The organism is Leifsonia sp. PS1209, assembly GCF_012317045.1.
GTDB lineage: Bacteria > Actinomycetota > Actinomycetes > Actinomycetales > Microbacteriaceae > Leifsonia.
Genome location: NZ_CP051154.1, coordinates 322,424 through 339,998, shown reverse-complemented (window position 1 = coordinate 339,998; position 17,575 = coordinate 322,424). Strand labels below are relative to the sequence as shown.

Below are 17,575 nucleotides of genomic sequence, written 5' to 3'. Positions count from 1 at the left end.
AGGACCCACTTGTGGTCGAAGTCGAGTCGCTACTCGCAAGGGCCTACTCGATTCCTCCCGCGGTTGCCGTTATTGCGCGATCGCACCTTGCTGCAGATCTTGCTTTGGTATCGTCAGCGCAGCGTGGCCGCGACGTCGCGACTGCCCATCTTCGAACCCTCGCTGACGTGGACTCGATGATCTCCCGGTTGCGCGAGACTGTCGACCAACAGAACTTCGAGGCCGCGCTTCGGGAAGGTGTATGCGAGTTTGCCGACTTCTCACGCATAGCAACCGAAAGCGAGGAGCAGTTCTTCTCCGGCGTAAGGGTCGTCCCCAGCCACGTCGGGGCAGACCTCGACGTGGTCCGCGTCCCTGAGTGCGAGTCAATTCTGTCTTCACTCGAGTCGAGCCGTCAGGTCCTAATCGTCGGCGCGAGTGGCACAGGGAAATCAGGCCTGCTTTGGCGATCCGCGTCGCTGCTTCAGGACGGCCCAATGCTCATACGTGTGCTTCGGGTCTCGAGCGATTCAGACGTGCAAAGCCTGATCCGACTTGTGCGGATGCTTTCTCCGACGCCTGAACGCAGAGTAGTTGTTTGCATCGACGATCTAGGGCGCGCGGCAACCGAGCGTTGGCCAGAGGCTCGAGACCGGCTGCTCGAATTCTCAGGGGTTTCGATCCTGGCGGCATGTCGGCAAGAAGACCTTCTTCCGTCGATTGCTGAGGGTGCACACCTGGTGGACTCGCGGCTTGCGCGAGAGTCGGCTGCGCGAATATACGCTCGTCTCCGTGCCGCTGGGTTCGAACTTGCTACCGAACCCGAAGAGGCAATCCACCGCGCAGATGGACTTCTCATGGAGTTCGTGGCGATCGCCACGACAGGACGTCGGCTGCGCGAAGTGTTGCGCACTCAGCTGCAGGGACTCGATGACACTGACCATGCTGATTCAAGAGAACTCTTGGCAGTAATCACCGCCTTGCACACTCTCGGTCGATCCGTGCCCGCAGACGAATTGCCACGTTTAGTTGGGGAGTCTCCTGCGATCGTCGCGCGTCGTTTGTCACGACTGCGAGATGAGCATCTGATCGTCTCCGACGACGGCACCTCGTGGCGCGCCCTTCATGACCTGCGCGCGGAGGTGCTGCTGGATTTGCTCCACGAGGTCCCCCCGCCCACACTGGCCACAACATACGCACGGAGCATCGCCGCTGCTCCGGCGGAGGTGAGGCCAATGCTGTACCGGCGCGCTGCAACCCGCGTTCTGCGTGCGGCTAGGCTCGAAACCGTGTCGTCGGTTGCGGATCGACTCACTTCGGCCCGCCGCGTTATAGACCCGCTCGTGAAGTCAATTGCTGATCGCGTAAACGACCTCGCAAACGCGCCGGGCCCGACCTCGGCTAGGGAAATTGCAGCGCTTGTCGATGCTGCCGAGCGGCTAGACGTTTCGGCTTATGTGGCTGCGACCCTCGGATACGTCAAGCAAATCACGCCGCCGACGATTGATGTGTCTTCCTATTACCTCTTGGCCTATACCTCCAGGTTCAGCGACATCTTTACCGGCAATGATCTGTTCCGGCAGATTGCGTCCGCCGGCGCACGCCTTCCCGAGTGGGATTCTTCAGCCCGCCAAACGGTAGTCTCGAAGATTTCGGACGACGTGATTCTGCAGACACTCATGGAGGCCCCACTCGATGTTGCTGTGCGGTTCTCTGAACGGCTTGAGGGATATCGGACGCTGCCGCTAGCCGCTGCTGCCGCTGTATTTGCGAAACACTCGGCTCGAGTGGCAGACCCACTTCGTGTTGATGTAGTGGATGTATTCGCTCAGTTGATCGCCACGTTGGCCGTGGTTGCCGAACTTGAAGGGCCCAGAGTCGAGCAAGCATTTGGCCCACCTCGCCAGCGGGCAAGATGGGCCGTTGAGGCTGACGATTCCGGTTTTGCTGTGGATGTGGTCCTCTCGGATCGAAGAGAACTGCCCTCGTCGTCGAGCAACCTTGCGCGGGCCTCGACCTACACTTCGGACACATTCTGCGAGGTGTCCGCTAGGGCAGTGGCCCGATTTGGCACCGTGGATGTTCAGCGCGGATATCAGCCTCAAGCAGGTCAAGATCCGACCTCGCTCAATTCACAGGCAGTGTTTCTCGCGCAAAGACTGTTTGATGCGTGCCCAGAAGCTGACGTCGTTTCGGTTGAAGTCGTCGTGCCAGCCCGAGGCGCGTCTGCGCCAATCGACGGGAAGAAGCGAATGCGGGTCGGCGCTCTCCCAAGACGCATCGCGACGGAACGCTCCATCGCTTTGCAGATCGCAGTGACAGAGCTTCTGAGTACTGAACGATGGACCGATCGTTGCCGTAGACAAGCAGACGCGAGTGCCCAGCTTTTGGAACTCTTGATGGCGCTCCCTGCTCGTCTTTCCGAGCGAGACAGTTCGCGTGGGCGTCGAGAGTGGATCGAGAAGGTCGTCTCTGTTGCCGCGCTGGTTGCCCAACTTCCGGGACCGCCGCTCGATCCCCAACTCATTGGGCGACTTAGTGCCGAGCTACCGTTTGCCGCCGACTTCGATCTGCGGCTTCGCGAAACGACTCGTGATCCCTCCAAGGCCGCTCTCGACCTGATCGCCCAGAGCCTCCTGCAGGTTAGTCAGGGACTGAACGATGCCGCCAACCTCGGGGGCGCGGGCCTGCGCCTCGCCGGAGCCCCTCAGGCGCTGGCGGGGGCGCGGGCTGAGGATACCCTTCCGGAATACGCAGGGGTTGGACCGCTGCTTCCGAACGAACTCGGCAGTCTCGCCTCGATGGCTGCCCGTATTTTGGTTGCGCGTGGGCAGGGAGCGCTGTCGCCCGGGGACATTCGCGGGCGATCCTTGGAGGACACTAGCGCTCTGACGCTAACGAGTGCAGTCAGCGCTGCGGACGGATCCCTTGCGGCCGTTGAACAGCGGCTAACAGAGTCAGGTGTAGAGGTGTTCGCGAGTTCTGTGCAGGAAATCCTGAATCCGACCGATCCGCTGCTTCCACTCGAGCTAATCATCGCAGTCGACGCCTCTGCATGGGCAGCAACTGAGGAGTCCCTTCGGTCGTGGGGACCGTCGGCACGCGAGGAAGCATGCTTCCAGACCCGCACGCGGTTCGTCGCAATGCACCTCGGCCGACTTGTCCAAGTCGGCGCAGTTCTCGATGATGCCGAAGGTCCGCTGCGAGACATCGACCCCACTGACTACCCCGACATCGCGCGGCGCTTAGGAGCCCTACTGGCCCCGTCCGTGTTCCAGGAGCGAGCAGACAACTTAATCGGCTCGCTTATCTCTGCCTCGTCGGCGAACGGGTGGAGTCGTCGCCGTCCTGATGGATGGCGCGGTGTCCAATCCACCGCCCGGATTCCATCCGCCGAAAGCATTGACGATGATCCCCAAGCTTGGGCCGACGCGATCGTTATCTACAGGGAGCTCGAAAGTCTCGTGGCCAGCGAAGGGGATGATGGCGGCACGTTCGCGGAGGTGCTCGCCGGCGTAGACCTTTCTATCGCCGACACGTTCGCGTCTCCGATCGTTCAGGCCGTAGGACACCTGCGCGCTCTCGCGATTGAAGCAGATCTTCATTCGCTCTCAGCTGACGACGCCTCCTGAAGTCGGTTCCCATCGAAGCGTCAATCGAAGCACTCACTGGAGGCGGTGGGACCCGCCCAACGATTCACTTCGCACCGGGCGTCGACGGTAAGCGGACGTGGCGAGGCACATTCGACCGGCGTCACGTTGGCGCAACTCGCCATCTGAGTCCGACGAGACCTTGGTTGCTGCCGGGTGAGGGGAGAACGCTACCGGAACGCGCTACTGGTAGCTCCGATTGTTGCCGAGTCGCGTATTCGAGGTTCTCGACTCTGAATGATTAGTCAGCGCCTGCTGTATAGTTCAGTAGATGCTGACTATTGCTTCACGCCTCGACGTCATGAACCGGCTCGGCCGGGCGATGGCGGACCCGACGCGTTCCCGGATCCTGATGACTCTGCTCGGCGGCCCAAGCTACCCGGCCGTGCTCTCGCGTGAGCTGGAGCTGACCCGCTCGAACGTCTCCAACCACCTCACCTGTCTGCGTGACTGCGGGATTGTGGTTGCCGAGCCCGAGGGGCGGCAGACGCGCTACGAGATTGCCGACCCGCATCTCGCGGCGGCGCTGGCCGCGCTTTTAGATGTCACGCTCGCGGTGGACGAGAACGCGCCGTGTGTAGATGCGTCGTGCACTGTGCCGGGCTGCTGCGGAATCGGGGCGGGCGCATGAGCGATGTGACGAAGTCCCAGGTGGAGGGCGTCGAGCGCGACGATGACGATGATGACCACGACGGTCCTTGGTGGACCGATCGCGGGATCATGGTCCCGGTGCTCTCCGGCGTCGCGTTCCTGACCGGTCTGATCCTGGAGTGGTCCGGGATGGAGATCCCGGCGCTGGTGGCGTTCTGGATCGGCCTGCTGCTGGGTGCGTCGACCTTCACCCCGGGCGCGATCCGGAAGTTGTTCAAGGGCAAGCTGAGCATCAGCCTGCTGATGACGATCAGCGCGGTCGGCGCGGTCATCCTCGGGTATGTCGAGGAGGCCGCCGCGCTGGCGTTCCTGTACTCGATCGCCGAGGCGCTGGAGGACAAGGCGATGGACCGCGCCCGCGGCGGGCTGCGGGCGCTGCTCAAGCTCGTCCCCGAGACCGCGACCGTCCGCCGCGACGGCGTCTCGGTCGAGGTTGCCGCGAAGGACCTCCAAGCAGGGCAGCTGATGCTGGTGCGGCCGGGCGAGCGGATCGCAACCGACGGCGTCGTCCGCACGGGACGTTCCAGCCTGGACACGTCCGCGATCACCGGGGAGTCCATCCCGGTCGAGGTCGAGCCCGGAGACACAGTGTCGGCCGGTGCGATCAACACCGCCGGGGCGTTGGAGGTCGAGACGACCGCGGCGGGCACCGACAACTCGCTGACCACGATCGTGGAGCTCGTGGAGCAGGCGCAGGCGGAGAAGGGCGACCGGGCGCGTCTCGCGGACCGGATCGCGCGCCCTCTCGTCCCGGGTGTGCTCATCCTCGCTGCCCTCGTCGCGATCATCGGGTCGCTGCTCGGCGACCCGGAGCTGTGGATCACCCGCGCCCTCGTCGTGTTAGTTGCGGCGTCTCCATGTGCGCTGGCGATCTCGGTGCCGCTGACGGTGGTGGCCGCGATCGGGTCGGCGAGCAAGTTCGGCGTGATCATCAAGTCCGGTGCCGCGTTCGAGCGTTTCGGCGTGATCCGTCACGTCGCCGTCGACAAGACCGGCACCCTCACCCGCAACGAGCCCGCCGTCACCGCCGTGCTCACCGCCGACGGCATCACAGAGGAGGAGGCGCTGGCTTGGGCTGCCGCGCTGGAGCAGCACAGCACCCACCCCCTCGCCGCCGCGATCACGGCCGCCGCACCGGGAGCCGCCGCGGCCGAGGGTGTGACCGAGCAGGCCGGGCACGGCATCGAAGGCACGCTCGGCGGTGCGCGGATCACGGTCGGCAGCCCGCGCTGGCTCGACGCCGGGACGCTCGGAGACCGGGTCGCAGGGCTGGAGGAGCAGGGCATGACGGTCGTGATCGTGCACCGCGACGGTCTGTCCGTGGCTGCGATCGGCGTCCGCGACGAGCTGCGCTCTGAAGTTCCGGAAGTGGTCCGCACCCTCGCTGCCCAGGGCGTCGGTGTCACGATGCTCACCGGCGACAACGCCCGTACCGCCCGCGCGCTGGCCGCGCAGGCCGGGATCGAGGACGTGCGCGCCGAGCTGCGCCCCGAGGACAAGGCCGCCGCGATCGGCGAGCTCGGCACGCACGGGCCAGTCGCGATGATCGGCGACGGCATCAACGACGCGCCGGCCCTCGCGGCGGCGGACATCGGGATCGCGATGGGCGCGACCGGGTCGGATGCCGCGATCGAGTCCGCCGACGTCGCCTTCACCGGGCACGACCTGCGCCTACTGCCGCGCGCGTTCGACCACGCCCGCCGAGGACGGCACATCATCAACCAGAACATCCTCCTGTCGCTGCTGATCATTACTGCCTTGCTCCCGCTGGCCCTGTTCGGCGTCCTCGGTCTCGCGGCCGTGGTGCTGGTGCACGAGATCGCCGAGGTCGTCGTGATCCTCAACGGCCTGCGCGCCGCCCGGACGCGGAAGGTCAGCGCGTGACCGCGCAGGATGTCGTTGTTGTCGAGAAGACGAGTGAGTCGTCCAGGGGCAGCGGGCGGGCGCTCGGTGTCACCCTCGCCGTCGCGGTGCTCGCTCTGGTGATCGACCAGGGCTCCAAGGCCCTCGCGGTGGCGCAGCTGACGCAGGGTGAGCGGATCCCGCTTCTCGGTGATCTGTTCGGCCTGTCGCTGGTCTACAACCCCGGAGCCGCGTTCTCGCTCGGCTCCGGGGCCACCTGGATCATCACCCTCATCGGCGTGCTCGCGTCCGCCGCGGTGGTCGCCTTCGCCGTGCGGCTGCACGGCGCACGGTGGGGTCTTGCGTTGGGACTGATCCTGGGAGGCGCGGTCGGCAACCTCGTCGACCGGCTCGTGAACCCGCCCTCGTTCGCGCGCGGGCACGTCACCGACTTCCTCGCCTACGGCGACCTGTTCGTCGGAAACGTCGCCGACGTCTTCGTCGTGGTCGGTGTCGGCCTGGTGTGCCTGAACCTCCTGCTACCGATCGCGCGCGAGACGCTCAACGGCTGAGGACGTCAAGGAGGTCGTGGGCCAGGCCACCCACTCACTTCAGCCGGGCACTGCGCGGACCTTCGGGTAGTCCGACCAATCGCCGCTGGCGAGGCGCGACCACGCGGCCGCGGATGCTGGTGTGATACCGAGCAAGTCGGAGACGATCCGGGGGTGCATCTGACGGGTGAGCTCGATCAGGGCCGTGGTCCGGGCGCTCCCGGAGCGGAGTCCCTCCGCACGGAGACGGCGGCTGATTGGCCCCGGGGTCAAGTGCAGCCCCGGGTTTCTGCCAGGGAAGAGCCACCCCTCGGGATGGCGCATCGATGCGTCGACGAGGTCGACGATCGCGTTCCCGAGGGCCTCGGGGAGTTCGATCGGCTCGGTTCCGACGGTGAGTTTCACCGGGCGGGAGGTCGCGTCGACCTGATCGCGGGTGAGGGTGACGATGCGGGTGAGCTGGATACCGTAGAGGAGCACGAGCAGGCCCGCGGTGCGGGTCCTCGAGTCCATGTCCGCGTCGGTGAGGAATCGGCGGGCCATCTGCCACCGATGGTCGGACTCGTAGTGCCGGCCCTCGAGGCGACTCATGCGGAACTCGACGCGGAGGGTGCTCAGCCGGTGCCGTCGCAGCCAACGAGTGAATGGAGCCAGCGCGTCGCGCTGGCTCGGCGAGTCGGTGAGAAGCGCGTCGAGGCGGCGTTGCGGGAAAGTGGCGATCGTCTCGTGCTGCGATCGGATCTCGTGAAGGAGCGCGGCGCAGTGCTTGAGTGCTGCTCGTTGCCGCTGGAAGCCGACGGCGGGGCTCGATGGGCTGCGGGACACCGCCCGGAACGCACGGGTCGAACGGAGCAGCTCCCAGGTGCAGTACCGGCGCAGGATCAGCCGGTCCTCGGCATGCTCGACGTTGGCCAGCCATTCCTCGAGCCAGTGGTCGAAGCGCGCGGCCTCGACGTCGAGCTCCGGCAGAACGCCAGAGCGGACCAACAGTGAGAGGAGGAACGCCGCGGACTGCCCCGACCTGGCTCTGATGATGATTGCGTCGGCGGCAAGGGGCAGGGTCCCGTCTGCGAGCTCGCTGAGCACGGCTGCGCACTTGCTCTTGTGCAACCACCGCTCGAGCGAGATCGCTTTGCCATGGTGCGTGATCAGGTAGTCCGCGAGAGGTTGTAGTTCCGCACGGATCACTCCAGTGTCGTCGGCGAGGAGCCGGCGGATTGCGATGGGCCGGCGGCACTCGACGCACAGGCGGTGCTTGCGGACCTCCTCGATCGAACCGCAACCAGGACACGCCATCGTGACCGGGGTGCCCGCGCAATCGGCGCACACCTTCTGGTCGTTCATGAACCCGGTGAGGAACACCTTGCGCCCGCACTCCGGACAGGGCTGCGGAGTGCGCATCGCGTAGTAGCAGCGGGCGCAGACGCGTCGCCCGTCGAGGTGGGACGCGACTCTGCCGGGCTCCCCGCAGACCCCGCAGGTCTTGATCGGCGCGGTGTAACAGGCCAGGCAGACGAGCTCGGGGCGACGGACGACGATGGTCGCGTGCTGACCACACCGCGAGCAGTGGCCGAACGAGCGGGGGTCGGCGCGCCAGCATTCGCGGCAGTACCGCTTTCCGCTGATGGTGCGCTGCACTGGCCTCTCCCGCCCGCATGTCGCGCACGCGACGGATCTGGCATTCCTCTCGCACCGGGAGCAGCGACGTCCGCCGCTCGGCGTCTTGTGCGGCATGCGGACAGCGCGCCCGCATGTCTCGCACGTCGGCAGGACGACCCGGCTCGCCCCTTCCGCGATGAGCGCGTGCGCGAGGTCCTGGACCGTCACCGGCACGTTCTGGTGACGGCCTTCGAGGACTCCAGGCTGCTTGAGGAGGGCAAGCTCAAGAAGGCGTTGCGTGAGCGGTACCGGAGCGACTGTGCTCACGATCTCGGCGAGGCGTTCCGCCGGGATCTCGAGCGCGCCCCACTGGATGAGCATCACGACTTCCGCGACCCTCGGCTCCTGCGGCAGCTTGGCCACGACGGGCCTAATTCGTGCGTGGACGGCGGATCGTCGCGCGAACGGGGCGGAGATCACCGATTGACCCGCGCGTCGCCTCCTCGCCCACAGCCACCGGGGCCGCGGCCTCGCGGCGGGTGATCGTCACGAGATCGTCGAGAGAGCACCCCAGTGCGTCACAGAGCGCGGCGAGGACGTCAAGACGCACCCGCTGCGGCGGCTGCGTCACCAGCCGATACACCTGCTCCCGGGAGAGGTCGATGCCGCGCTCCTCGAGCAGCGGCTTCAGCTTGGAGGTCTGGAAGATCCCGCGCGACGCCATCACGCTGCGCAGGTTCCAGCCAGTCTCGAGTTCAACGGTCATCCCGCTTCTCCTTCGATGAGGGACTTCAGCGCCTCCGCGAGCACCCGGTTCTTGTAGTCCGAGCTGACAGAGGCATAGATCGAGGTCGTCGACGCGTGCATGTGCCCGACCTGCTCCTGGACGAAGCGCTCGGCGTAGCCGAACTCCAGCAAGTGCGTGACGTAGGAATGTCGGAGGCTGTGCAGCGTCAGATCCTTCGACAGGCCGGCCTCGTCACGCAGCTCCGCGAACCTTCGGTCGAGGTAGCCGGCGGACAGGCGCGTGCGGCGCTCGGTCACCCAGAGCGCGTCGAGGTCGTCGCCGGGAGCGAATCGCTCCCGAGCCTGCTCGAGCCATTGCTGCATGCCCGGCACCCACCAGTCGAACTCCGGCACCAGCAGCACTGTACGACGACGAGGCGCACCGCCTCCCGCGGCCTTCGCCCACCGCACGTGGATCGCGCCGTAGCGCCGCCACTGACGCATCTCGGCGTTGTGGTGCAGGTCGACGGTGTCGAGCATCACCGCCTCGGTGCGGTGCAGCCCGAACGCGTAGACCGTCTTCAGCAGCTGCGCGTCCCGCAACGCCCCGAGCGCGCCCTTCCGCCCGGAGTTCACAAGCAGCTCGACACGGGCGTCGGCGGTGTCAAACAGGCGCTCCACCTCGTCGTAGGTGAACGGGCGGCGCTTCCCGTCGCCCTCGAACTCGAACCGGTGCGCAACCGTGTTCCACGGCAAGCACACCTGCGACGGGATCTCGCTGAACTCCCGTTCGCAGATCTCCATCCAGTCGTACAACGGGTTCGTCAGGTAGTCGCAGAACCCGCGGATGGCTCCATGATGGTGGCGCAGCGTCGACAGGGTCAGCGTGCGATCGGTGGCTTCCCTCGTGAAATCGTCGACGTCCGCGACCGTCCACTTCCACGGCGGCTTGTCCACGAAATCCCGGAACCGGAGCACCGTCGCCGTGCGGTTCTGAATCGTCTGCTCACGGAGCCCGCGTGAGAGCTGCTGATTCCGCCAGCCGTCCATCATCGCGTCGAAGACCTGCTGCTCCGGGTTCAGTCAATATGGAATGTCCGATGACACCTGGACCCGCGCGACGAAGGAATTGGAGGCATTGGGGCTTCTGACGATATCGATCGAGTCCTGGGGCGACGACGAGCGGATGCGGCGGGTCCGGCGGAGGTATCTACTTACCGATCTCTCTAGCATTCCAGGGCCAAGCTGATGCAACGCGGCGAAGCCCCATGGGGCACGCGAAGGTGGGGTGGCCAAAGGACCACCCCACCTACTGTTTCGGACTAGACAACGGCCGGCGCTCGCCCGGCTGACGCGACGGTGGCGACTGGCCCGGTCACGTATGTGTCCGGGCCTTCAGCTTTTGGGGCGCGGCGGGTGACTTCCGCGGTGGTGTAGCGGAGGGAGGGGCCGACGCTGTCGGCGACGACTTCGGTGGCGGCTCGGGGTTCGCCGGTGGCTTGGTCGGTCCAGTGGCGGAACTCGAGGTTGCCGTTGACGATGACGGTGTCGCCTTTGGCGAGGCTGGCGCGGACGTTCTCGGCGGTGCGGCCGAAGACGGTGGTGCGGTGGTACTGGGTGTCTCCGTCGACCCACTTGCCGTCTTCGAGCTTGCGGTCGGTGACGGCGACGGTGAACTTGGCGAACTTCGTGCCGTTCTGGGACTCGCCGTAGTCGGGGTCGGCGACGAGGTTGCCTTCGATGCTGATCGGGACTCGTGTGCTCATCTTTCTTCCTTTCCATTTGGCGGCCATCTGTTGGGTCGCTTTCACTTAGAACTTCCGGGTCGGGCTCGGAAGATGCGCGCAGAGGGCGCGCAATCAGCGGCGTTCGGCTTGCGGATTGGCGTGGCTCTGGCGAATCCAATCGGCCCACTCCGTGGGGATTGTGTCGTCGCCGGTTTGTAGGAGTTCGGTGTGGCCGTTATGGCATTCGCCGTTGTACCAAGTCGCCAGTCGGGGCAGCGCGACGGCGAGGCGTTCGTGCCAGCCGATGGGTCCGTAGCCGGCGTCGAGGCTGTCGTAGGAGACCAGCCAGGCGGTGTGCAGGGCGGAGAGTTCCTCGACGAGCGCGCCGTGCTTGAACCAGCAGGGCGGGATCTTCCTCGGAGCGATGTTGTAGCGGTGGGTGAACCAGACCACCCACTCCCGCAGGTCGGTCCACACCCGTCGGGCGTCCTCGTCCTCCAGAGTGCGCCAGTTGATGACGCGGATGCCGAGCATTCCAGGACTCTGCCGGGGCGCTTGGTTCTCCCATCCCTCGGCGAGGGAGGCGACGAGGTCGTCGAGGGGGATGTCGTCGGTCACGGCTGCTCCAGGGACGCTTCGATGTAGTGGGCGATCTTGGCCTGCAGCCGGGCGATCGCCTGGACGGAAGCGGTGCGGCGCGAGACGAACCCCGAGAGGGCACGGTCGCGGTCGATCAGCTGGTGGACGTATTCGTGGCAGCGCGGGTGCAGCGCGGTCAGGTCTTCATGCGGCTCGTGGGCGGTCCATCCGTGCGGGGTCTGGGTGACGCCGCGGTAGTCGAGGTGGTGCAGCTCGAGCGAGTGGGAGCCACCGGCGCCGAGGCAGAGGGCGCAGCGGATTTCGCCGTTGCGGGTCTGCTCGTCGAGGAACCATCGGTCGCGGCGGGCGAACCAGGCTCCGGAGTGCAGGTAGTTGGTGCGGTACGTGTTGCCCCGGGCGGGACGGCGACGGTTGGACATCAGTCTCCCTCTCCAGCTGATCCTCGGCGATCGAGCGCGGCTTGGTACTGTTCGGCGAACACGACCTGCTGGTCGAGCTCGGTGAGCTTCTTGCCCGCGCTGACTTGGCGGGCGTCGTCGCGGTCGGTCCAGCCACGCAGGTCAAGCAGGATTCCGCGCCGGTTGCGGTAGGCGAGCAGTCCGACGGTCTCGGGCATGCGGCGGATCTCGTCGATTGTCATCACCGGGACCTTCTCGTTCTGCACGTTCGTGGACGACCCGTTGTCGTTATAGGAGTGCCCCGTGTTCCGGATCCGCCGGGTCCCGAGAAGAGATTCGATGTCGCGCAGGTGGTCGACGTCGGATGCGCCGCCGAGGAGGAGCTTGGCGGTGGCGGCCGACCAGATCGTGTCGGCCTCAGACCGCGACCAGGCGGTCTCGGCCTGCGAGAGGGCCTGGAGGACGACGATGGTGGAGATGCCGATGCCGCCACCATCGGCCATGATCCGTGGCAGCGCAGGCCAGGAGAACATGTTCGCGATCTCGTCCAGGACCAGCGCGAGCGGCAGATCCAGCCGCGACCCGGGCGAGGCAAGAGCTTTCCGTCGTGCGGTCTCGACGATGTCGTCGAGGACCGCGCCGAGGAACCCGCCGACGGATCCGGCGCCGGCGCCGGTGCCGACAAGGTAGAGGCTGTTAGATCCGGCGAGGAACGCGTCGAGGTCGAACTGCTCCCCCGGCCCCGGCGTCATCGCCTTCCTGATCGACGGGATGGACAGCGGTCGGAGCGCGCCGAAGACGCCGAACCAGGAGTTCGCCAGGAGCTTCTCATCGCCGTTGATGATCGCGTCCAAGTCCTCCGACCAGCCGGGGGACCCCTGGTTGGCGAGCACGCTCACGGCTTCGCGTGCGAGGCGCGGGTTGGAGCCCCACCGGGCCAAGGCATCGGTGCCACGTTGGGATACTGCTGCAGCGTGGAGCAGTCGGGAGAGCACGGAGGAAGACACTTGCGCCCATTCCTGGTTGGTCTTCGAGGCGCCCAGGGCGGTGCCGGCGATGATCGCCTGACCGCGCTGGTCCGCCACCAGGGGGTCTTCGCACCCGGCGACCGGCGAGATCCGCAGCGCCGAGCGGACGCCGGTGAGCTCCTGGGGATCGAACACCGTGACCTCGCCGAGCCGGGCGCGTTCGCGCATAGTGGCGGAGAGATTGTCGTTGCGAGTGGAGGTGGTGATGAGCGGGCCGTCCCAGTCAAGGATGGCGTTGATGATGAACCGGTAGCCCTTTCCAGAGCGGGGCGCGCCTTCCACGACGATCGAGTCCTCGATCGACACGTAGACGTCCTGCCCGTGAGCGCTGCCAACCTTCCACCCCGCAGCCGACGGATCCGGGTTCACCAACGCTGGGCGCAGCGTCTTGGCACGCTGGAGCGCCGTGCGTGCGGAGGTGTGCATGCGAACCTCACCGGGCTTGGCGAGCCCGTCACGGCCGCGGAGCTCGTGGATGAAGTGCCGATCAGACTGGCGGTACCGAAGCCACCAAACCACGACCACCGCCACGAGGCTCAGAAGCAGGAAGACCGCGAGGAGGTCGAGCCCTCGGACCAAGGTCACCGGTGCTTCGCATCCGCGAGCGAGGGCGAAGCCGCTGGGGTCGCCGCCGATGGCCAGTTGGAGGCCGGCGAAGACGCTCCCAGGCTGGCCTCCCCCGCCGCAGGTTATGGTGATGGTGGCGTTGGCGATGCCGGTGGTGAGGGCGCCGGCGGCGACGAGGGCGAAGAGGCAGTAGACGGCCAACTGGGTCCAGGTGGAGCCATGGGTTCTCATGCCCGCTCACCCCCCATGGCGTCGGTGCGGAAGATGCCGAGTTCGTAGTCGGTGCAGATGTTGCGGACCTTCGCTACCCGGTCCTGTCCGATCTGCCACAGCCCTTCACCCTTATGAAGCTTGCGGACGAGGTCGGCCTGGGTGTCGTTCCAGCCCAGGATCTCCCGCGACCGCGCGATCTCACCGGAATGTTGCGCGTAGGAGATGCGGGTCTCGCAGTCGGCCAGGAGGCCGAGAGCGCGGGAGTGGAGGGCACTGTTGCGGTCGCCAAGCGCGTCCAGGTCGGCGACTCGATGCAGGAGGTACCAGTTGGAGGTGCCGAGGTGGCGGGCGACCTTCTCGTCCTCCACGCGGTCGGCGAGGCCGTCGCCGCCGGAGACGTCGTTGAGAAGTTCGACTGCGGCCTCTTCATGGATGATGACGCGAGCTTGCCGGTTCGCGCCCAAGCTGGAGCGGCGGATCCAGTTCGCGGTCGCCAGCCGAGCGAGCGCCTGCGCTTCCGGCGACGCGCCCTTCAGTGCGGAGGTGTCGACGACCATCATTGGGGCGTCCGCGTCGAAGCGGACGGTGGAGGGCCCGTCGAAGAAGCCGGTGAGGTCTCCGGACACCATTCGACGCAGCGAGTGAGCGAGGCGGTGGCCAGCGTCCGCGACCTCTGTCGGGATGGTTTCGTTGGGGTCGACGAGGCGGTCGTAGACGTGAGTGATGGTAACGGTGGAGTTCCCGCGGAGGGCGTCGAGGGCGACGTCGAGGGCCGTGTGCTCGACCGGCTCCAGGTTCCCGCCCTCGCGGAGCCGGCGGATGATCGTCTTCACCGTCGCACGACGGTATTGGAGTACGTTCTGGTTCCAGTCCTCATCCGAGAACGAGAGGTCCCGTGGACCCTCATCGAGCAGATTGATCCGCGCAGCCTTGCCGGGGCCGACGGAGATGGAGGTGCCGCCAACGTACGCGGCAACGCGCACCCACTCCCCGTTGGGGTCGTGCGGGACGGCGATCTTGCGACCCAGCCGGGCGAGCCGGGAGGACCAGGACTTGGCCAGCATCGACTTGCCGGTGCCCTTGACGCCGAGGATGGCGACGGAGTGGGAGCGGACGGCTTCGGCGGAGTACGCGTCCCAGGGGTCGAAGCAGAACGGAGCCCGGGAGAGCAGGTTCTCGCCGATGTACGCGCCGGTGAGGATGTCCCCGGTCTCGGCCAGAAACGGATACGCACCACCCAGCACTTTGGACGAGCAGCGGTGTGCGGGTGGGGTGGCGCGCAGTGGGCCACGCAGGTTGTGCGGCTGTTTCCACCCCCACGCCGGCATCTTCGACGCCGGCAACTCCGCAGTCTGCAGCTTCCAGGACGAGTTCTTCTCCGCCGTGGCGGTCTGGCGGTGGCGGCCGTTCGCTCCCGGCTTCTCATTCGCCGGGATGCGACCGATGACAGCTGACTGCTTCATGTCATTCCCCTTCCAGCGGGACCGGGAGTGCCGCGGTGACGAACCCGGCTGCCTGCTGCCCTGACATGGACGCCAGCACGAGACGTGCCGGATGCGAGGCCTGCTCGATATCAGTGCGCGCCTTGGCGAGAGCGTCCTTGGACTCGGCGGAGATCGTCACGAACCCGCGGTACTGGACGTCGCCGAACCCGTCGACAAGGTCATGCTCCCGCACCGCGAGGTCCTCCTCCTCCCGCAGATGGGTCAGCGGAATCCGCGACGACAGCTTCATCCGAATCGTCGCTGCGGTCTCCATGTCCGACTGGGCCCGATTCAGCTGGGCCAGCGCCTTGTGAGTCGCCACCGGCCGCACCTGCAGGGTGATCACCCTGGTCGCATCGCCGGTATAGAGAAGTGGCTCGAGGAATCCGGTGCGGACGTCTGTGCGCGGCCACTCGGCGACCCAAAAGGTCTGGTGCCAGGACTCGTCCACCCGCATCGCATCCCAGCCCTCGTCGATCCCCATCACCGGCGACGGCGCAGATACGATCCCGGAGTCCTGCTCACGTCGCGTCGCTGCGGCCACGGGGTCGGCGGACAGGGCGTTCAGCTCGTCGAGCTCGTCCGAAGTCAGCCATCCGGCCGGGGTGAGCCGGGCGTGCTCCATGGACGTCTCGATGCCGGCGACCCGCTCCTTGAGCACGGCGGCAAGGCCGGTGAGTCCTTTCCCCGCGTCGCGGATAGCGCCGTTGAGCGCGGCGGTGTCGAAGGTGAGGGTGATGTAGTTCGTGAACCCCATCGACCGCTTCGAGGCCGCCTGGGTCAGCGCCCAATACTGCTCGCGCAGCTCGGCGGTGACCTGCGGGTCGTGTTCGTTCTCCCTAACGACCAAGTAGTCCCGCAACTCATTCGAGGACGCCCGGTCGACGCGGATCCGGATGGTGGTCTCACGGACACCGGGCAGGTTCTCCAGCGAGCTGAGCCATTCCACGAACCCGTCGTACGCGGCCTCCTGGGTGCCCTTGTCGCGCAGCGCCCAGGCTTTCGATCCGACCTTGACGGTGACGGAGGCGAGTCTTCCGCGGGCGTTGTAGATGAAGCCGCCGGCACCGGGGATCTGGATGATCTGCGCGTCCCCGAGCGCGCCGGGGAGGAGGAACTTGGAGGTCACGACCGGGGTGACCGCGGCGACCTGCGCGTGCCCGACGTCGAGGGAGGCGACGCTCACGCGGAGCCAGACATCTCGGCGGAAGATCGTCTGTCCAGTCAGACTGCGACGCACGTAACGCGTAGCTTGGGCGACGATCACGATGACCGGTTCGCGCCGGTAGGTGGCGAGGGCGAAGAACACCACGACGGCGACGATCGGGATCATCACCCAGATCGCGTTGATGTCGATGAGGAGGGTGGAGAATAGGACCGCGACGGCGACGCCGATTACGACCAGTTGCAGGAACGTCAGGCCGAGGAAGATCCCTCGGCGTTCTCGGGCGGCGAAGCGGACCCTGGGTGCGCCTTCCTCGGTGATGATCTGGTCGGCGGTGAGGGTGGTCATGAGTTATCTCCCAACCTTGACGACTCGTGCCGCGGTGCGGACGGGTGCGGCGGCGGTGCTCGCCCGGGAGAACTGATCGCGGACGGAGAACCGGTGGTGGAGCGCGGTGCCGACTTCAGCACCGGCGAACGAGACGAGCTTGGTCGCCCAGAGCGGGCTGAACGAGGCGGCGATCACCGCCCCGGCGGCGACGAGGATGACGCCGATACTGAGGCTGGCTTTGGTCAGCTCGACCGCTAGGAGGACGACGCCGGCGGCCAGGGGCTTGGCGATAAGCAACCCGACGGAGAGGTTCAGCCAGCGTTGCGCCCAGGCTGTGAGCTTGGGCTGGCCGATCATCATCAGCCCGACCGGAGCCATCGCGGCCAGCGCCAGGAGCCCGAACTCGCGGATCGACATGGCGATGAACAGGAACAGCGAGGCGATCATCATCAAGCCGACGATGAGCAGCGCCATCACGTATTCGCCGACGGAGCCTGGACCCTGTGCCCCTTGGGTGGCCATACCCCAGATCACGCCGTCCTGGGAGAACTGCATGGTCTTCATGACGGCGCCGTGGATCTGCTTCGGGGCGTCGAAGAGGCCGACGACCCGGAGCAGGCTTTGGCTCAGGTCGCCGCCTTGGACTGCGGTGGTAAGCGCGTGCGTGATGTCGTCGGTGATGCCGGAAGCCTTCTGCATCCCCCACACGCAGATCGCGCTGAACGGGATGGCAAGGGCGGCACCGGCGGCGGTGCGGCCGATGCGCGACCAGTCCTGCAGGATCATCGCGATGCCGATCTGGACCAGCGCGACGATCAAGATGACGGGTGCGGTGACGGCGATCCAGAACAGGAATTGCGAGTGGGCGATGTTCCAGCTGGCCTGGTCGATGTTCGTGTTGAAGGAGCCGGCGATCATCGTGGCGATGAAGTCGCCGAGGTTCTTGATGGTGGACCCCATGAACTGGGCGACGGTTTGGGAGGCCTGGCAGCCGAAGTCGGCGACAAAGCAGCCATAGTTCGGGGCGAACGGATCCGGCGGTGCGGAAGCGAGAGTGGCGATCAT

The 17,575-nt window shown here is 66.4% G+C and carries 14 protein-coding genes; 4 read left to right on the top strand and 10 right to left on the bottom strand.

Translation table 11 applies throughout. The features are described from left to right. The first annotated feature begins 167 nt into the window (after positions 1-167). The 4 genes from HF024_RS01710 to lspA all read left to right on the top strand — a co-directional run bounded on the left by HF024_RS01710 (position 168) and on the right by lspA (position 6,694). Positions 168-3,611 (top strand): hypothetical protein, encoded by a 3,444-nt coding sequence (locus HF024_RS01710; RefSeq protein ID WP_168688429.1) that lies wholly within the window; start codon positions 168-170, stop codon positions 3,609-3,611. Between the two features lie 289 nt (positions 3,612-3,900). After that, positions 3,901-4,260 (top strand): metalloregulator ArsR/SmtB family transcription factor, encoded by a 360-nt coding sequence (locus tag HF024_RS01705; protein WP_021758374.1) that lies wholly within the window; start codon positions 3,901-3,903, stop codon positions 4,258-4,260. Next, complete coding sequence (locus tag HF024_RS01700) at positions 4,257-6,164, top strand: cation-translocating P-type ATPase (protein WP_021758373.1); 1,908 nt, start codon at positions 4,257-4,259, stop codon at positions 6,162-6,164. Before HF024_RS01705 ends, HF024_RS01700 begins: the two co-directional genes overlap by 4 nt. Then, positions 6,161-6,694 (top strand): signal peptidase II, encoded by a 534-nt coding sequence (lspA, locus tag HF024_RS01695; RefSeq protein WP_021758372.1) that lies wholly within the window; start codon positions 6,161-6,163, stop codon positions 6,692-6,694. The genes HF024_RS01700 and lspA overlap by 4 nt, the downstream gene beginning before the upstream one ends. 39 nt (positions 6,695-6,733) lie before the next feature. On the opposite strand, the gene HF024_RS01690 is transcribed toward lspA, so the two are convergent. From HF024_RS01690 to HF024_RS01645, 10 genes are all read right to left on the bottom strand, one after another. Continuing rightward, on the bottom strand, positions 6,734-8,695 hold the full coding sequence (locus HF024_RS01690; RefSeq protein ID WP_021758371.1) for a hypothetical protein: 1,962 nt from the start codon (positions 8,693-8,695) through the stop codon (positions 6,734-6,736). A 7-nt stretch (positions 8,696-8,702) separates the two neighbouring features. Next, positions 8,703-9,038, bottom strand: a complete 336-nt coding sequence (locus tag HF024_RS01685) for a helix-turn-helix transcriptional regulator (RefSeq protein WP_021758370.1) — start codon at positions 9,036-9,038, stop codon at positions 8,703-8,705. Continuing rightward, entirely contained in the window at positions 9,035-10,051 is a 1,017-nt protein-coding gene (locus HF024_RS01680) for a tyrosine-type recombinase/integrase (RefSeq protein ID WP_021758369.1), read from the bottom strand. Before HF024_RS01680 ends, HF024_RS01685 begins: the two co-directional genes overlap by 4 nt. Positions 10,052-10,320: 269 nt before the next feature. Beyond that, positions 10,321-10,764, bottom strand: a complete 444-nt coding sequence (gene ssb / locus HF024_RS01675) for a single-stranded DNA-binding protein (protein ID WP_021758367.1) — start codon at positions 10,762-10,764, stop codon at positions 10,321-10,323. A gap of 93 nt (positions 10,765-10,857) precedes the next feature. Then, positions 10,858-11,343, bottom strand: a complete 486-nt coding sequence (locus tag HF024_RS01670) for a hypothetical protein (RefSeq protein WP_168688428.1) — start codon at positions 11,341-11,343, stop codon at positions 10,858-10,860. Continuing rightward, a complete protein-coding gene (locus tag HF024_RS01665; protein ID WP_168688427.1) occupies positions 11,340-11,744 on the bottom strand; it encodes a hypothetical protein in 405 nt (134 codons plus the stop codon). The genes HF024_RS01670 and HF024_RS01665 overlap by 4 nt, the downstream gene beginning before the upstream one ends. After that, positions 11,744-13,549 (bottom strand): type IV secretory system conjugative DNA transfer family protein, encoded by a 1,806-nt coding sequence (locus HF024_RS01660; protein WP_246397625.1) that lies wholly within the window; start codon positions 13,547-13,549, stop codon positions 11,744-11,746. The genes HF024_RS01665 and HF024_RS01660 overlap by 1 nt, the downstream gene beginning before the upstream one ends. Beyond that, positions 13,546-14,994: an ATP-binding protein gene (locus HF024_RS01655; protein ID WP_168688426.1), complete on the bottom strand. Its 1,449-nt coding sequence runs from the start codon at positions 14,992-14,994 to the stop codon at positions 13,546-13,548. The genes HF024_RS01660 and HF024_RS01655 overlap by 4 nt, the downstream gene beginning before the upstream one ends. 1 nt (position 14,995) lies before the next feature. After that, on the bottom strand, positions 14,996-16,528 hold the full coding sequence (locus tag HF024_RS01650) for an SCO6880 family protein (RefSeq protein ID WP_168688425.1): 1,533 nt from the start codon (positions 16,526-16,528) through the stop codon (positions 14,996-14,998). Between the two features lie 3 nt (positions 16,529-16,531). Then, positions 16,532-17,575, bottom strand: a complete 1,044-nt coding sequence (locus HF024_RS01645) for a hypothetical protein (protein ID WP_168688424.1) — start codon at positions 17,573-17,575, stop codon at positions 16,532-16,534.

Coding starts and splice junctions, on each gene's coding strand:
- HF024_RS01705 (WP_021758374.1), top strand. CDS start 3,901: ATGCTGACTATTGCTTCACGCCTCGACGTCATGAACCGGCTCGGCCGG.
- HF024_RS01700 (WP_021758373.1), top strand. CDS start 4,257: ATGAGCGATGTGACGAAGTCCCAGGTGGAGGGCGTCGAGCGCGACGAT.
- HF024_RS01685 (WP_021758370.1), bottom strand. CDS start 9,038: ATGACCGTTGAACTCGAGACTGGCTGGAACCTGCGCAGCGTGATGGCG.
- HF024_RS01680 (WP_021758369.1), bottom strand. CDS start 10,051: ATGATGGACGGCTGGCGGAATCAGCAGCTCTCACGCGGGCTCCGTGAG.
- ssb (WP_021758367.1), bottom strand. CDS start 10,764: ATGAGCACACGAGTCCCGATCAGCATCGAAGGCAACCTCGTCGCCGAC.
- HF024_RS01665 (WP_168688427.1), bottom strand. CDS start 11,744: ATGTCCAACCGTCGCCGTCCCGCCCGGGGCAACACGTACCGCACCAAC.
- HF024_RS01660 (WP_246397625.1), bottom strand. CDS start 13,549: ATGAGAACCCATGGCTCCACCTGGACCCAGTTGGCCGTCTACTGCCTC.
- HF024_RS01655 (WP_168688426.1), bottom strand. CDS start 14,994: ATGAAGCAGTCAGCTGTCATCGGTCGCATCCCGGCGAATGAGAAGCCG.
- HF024_RS01650 (WP_168688425.1), bottom strand. CDS start 16,528: ATGACCACCCTCACCGCCGACCAGATCATCACCGAGGAAGGCGCACCC.
- HF024_RS01645 (WP_168688424.1), bottom strand. CDS start 17,575: ATGATCGCCACTCTCGCTTCCGCACCGCCGGATCCGTTCGCCCCGAAC.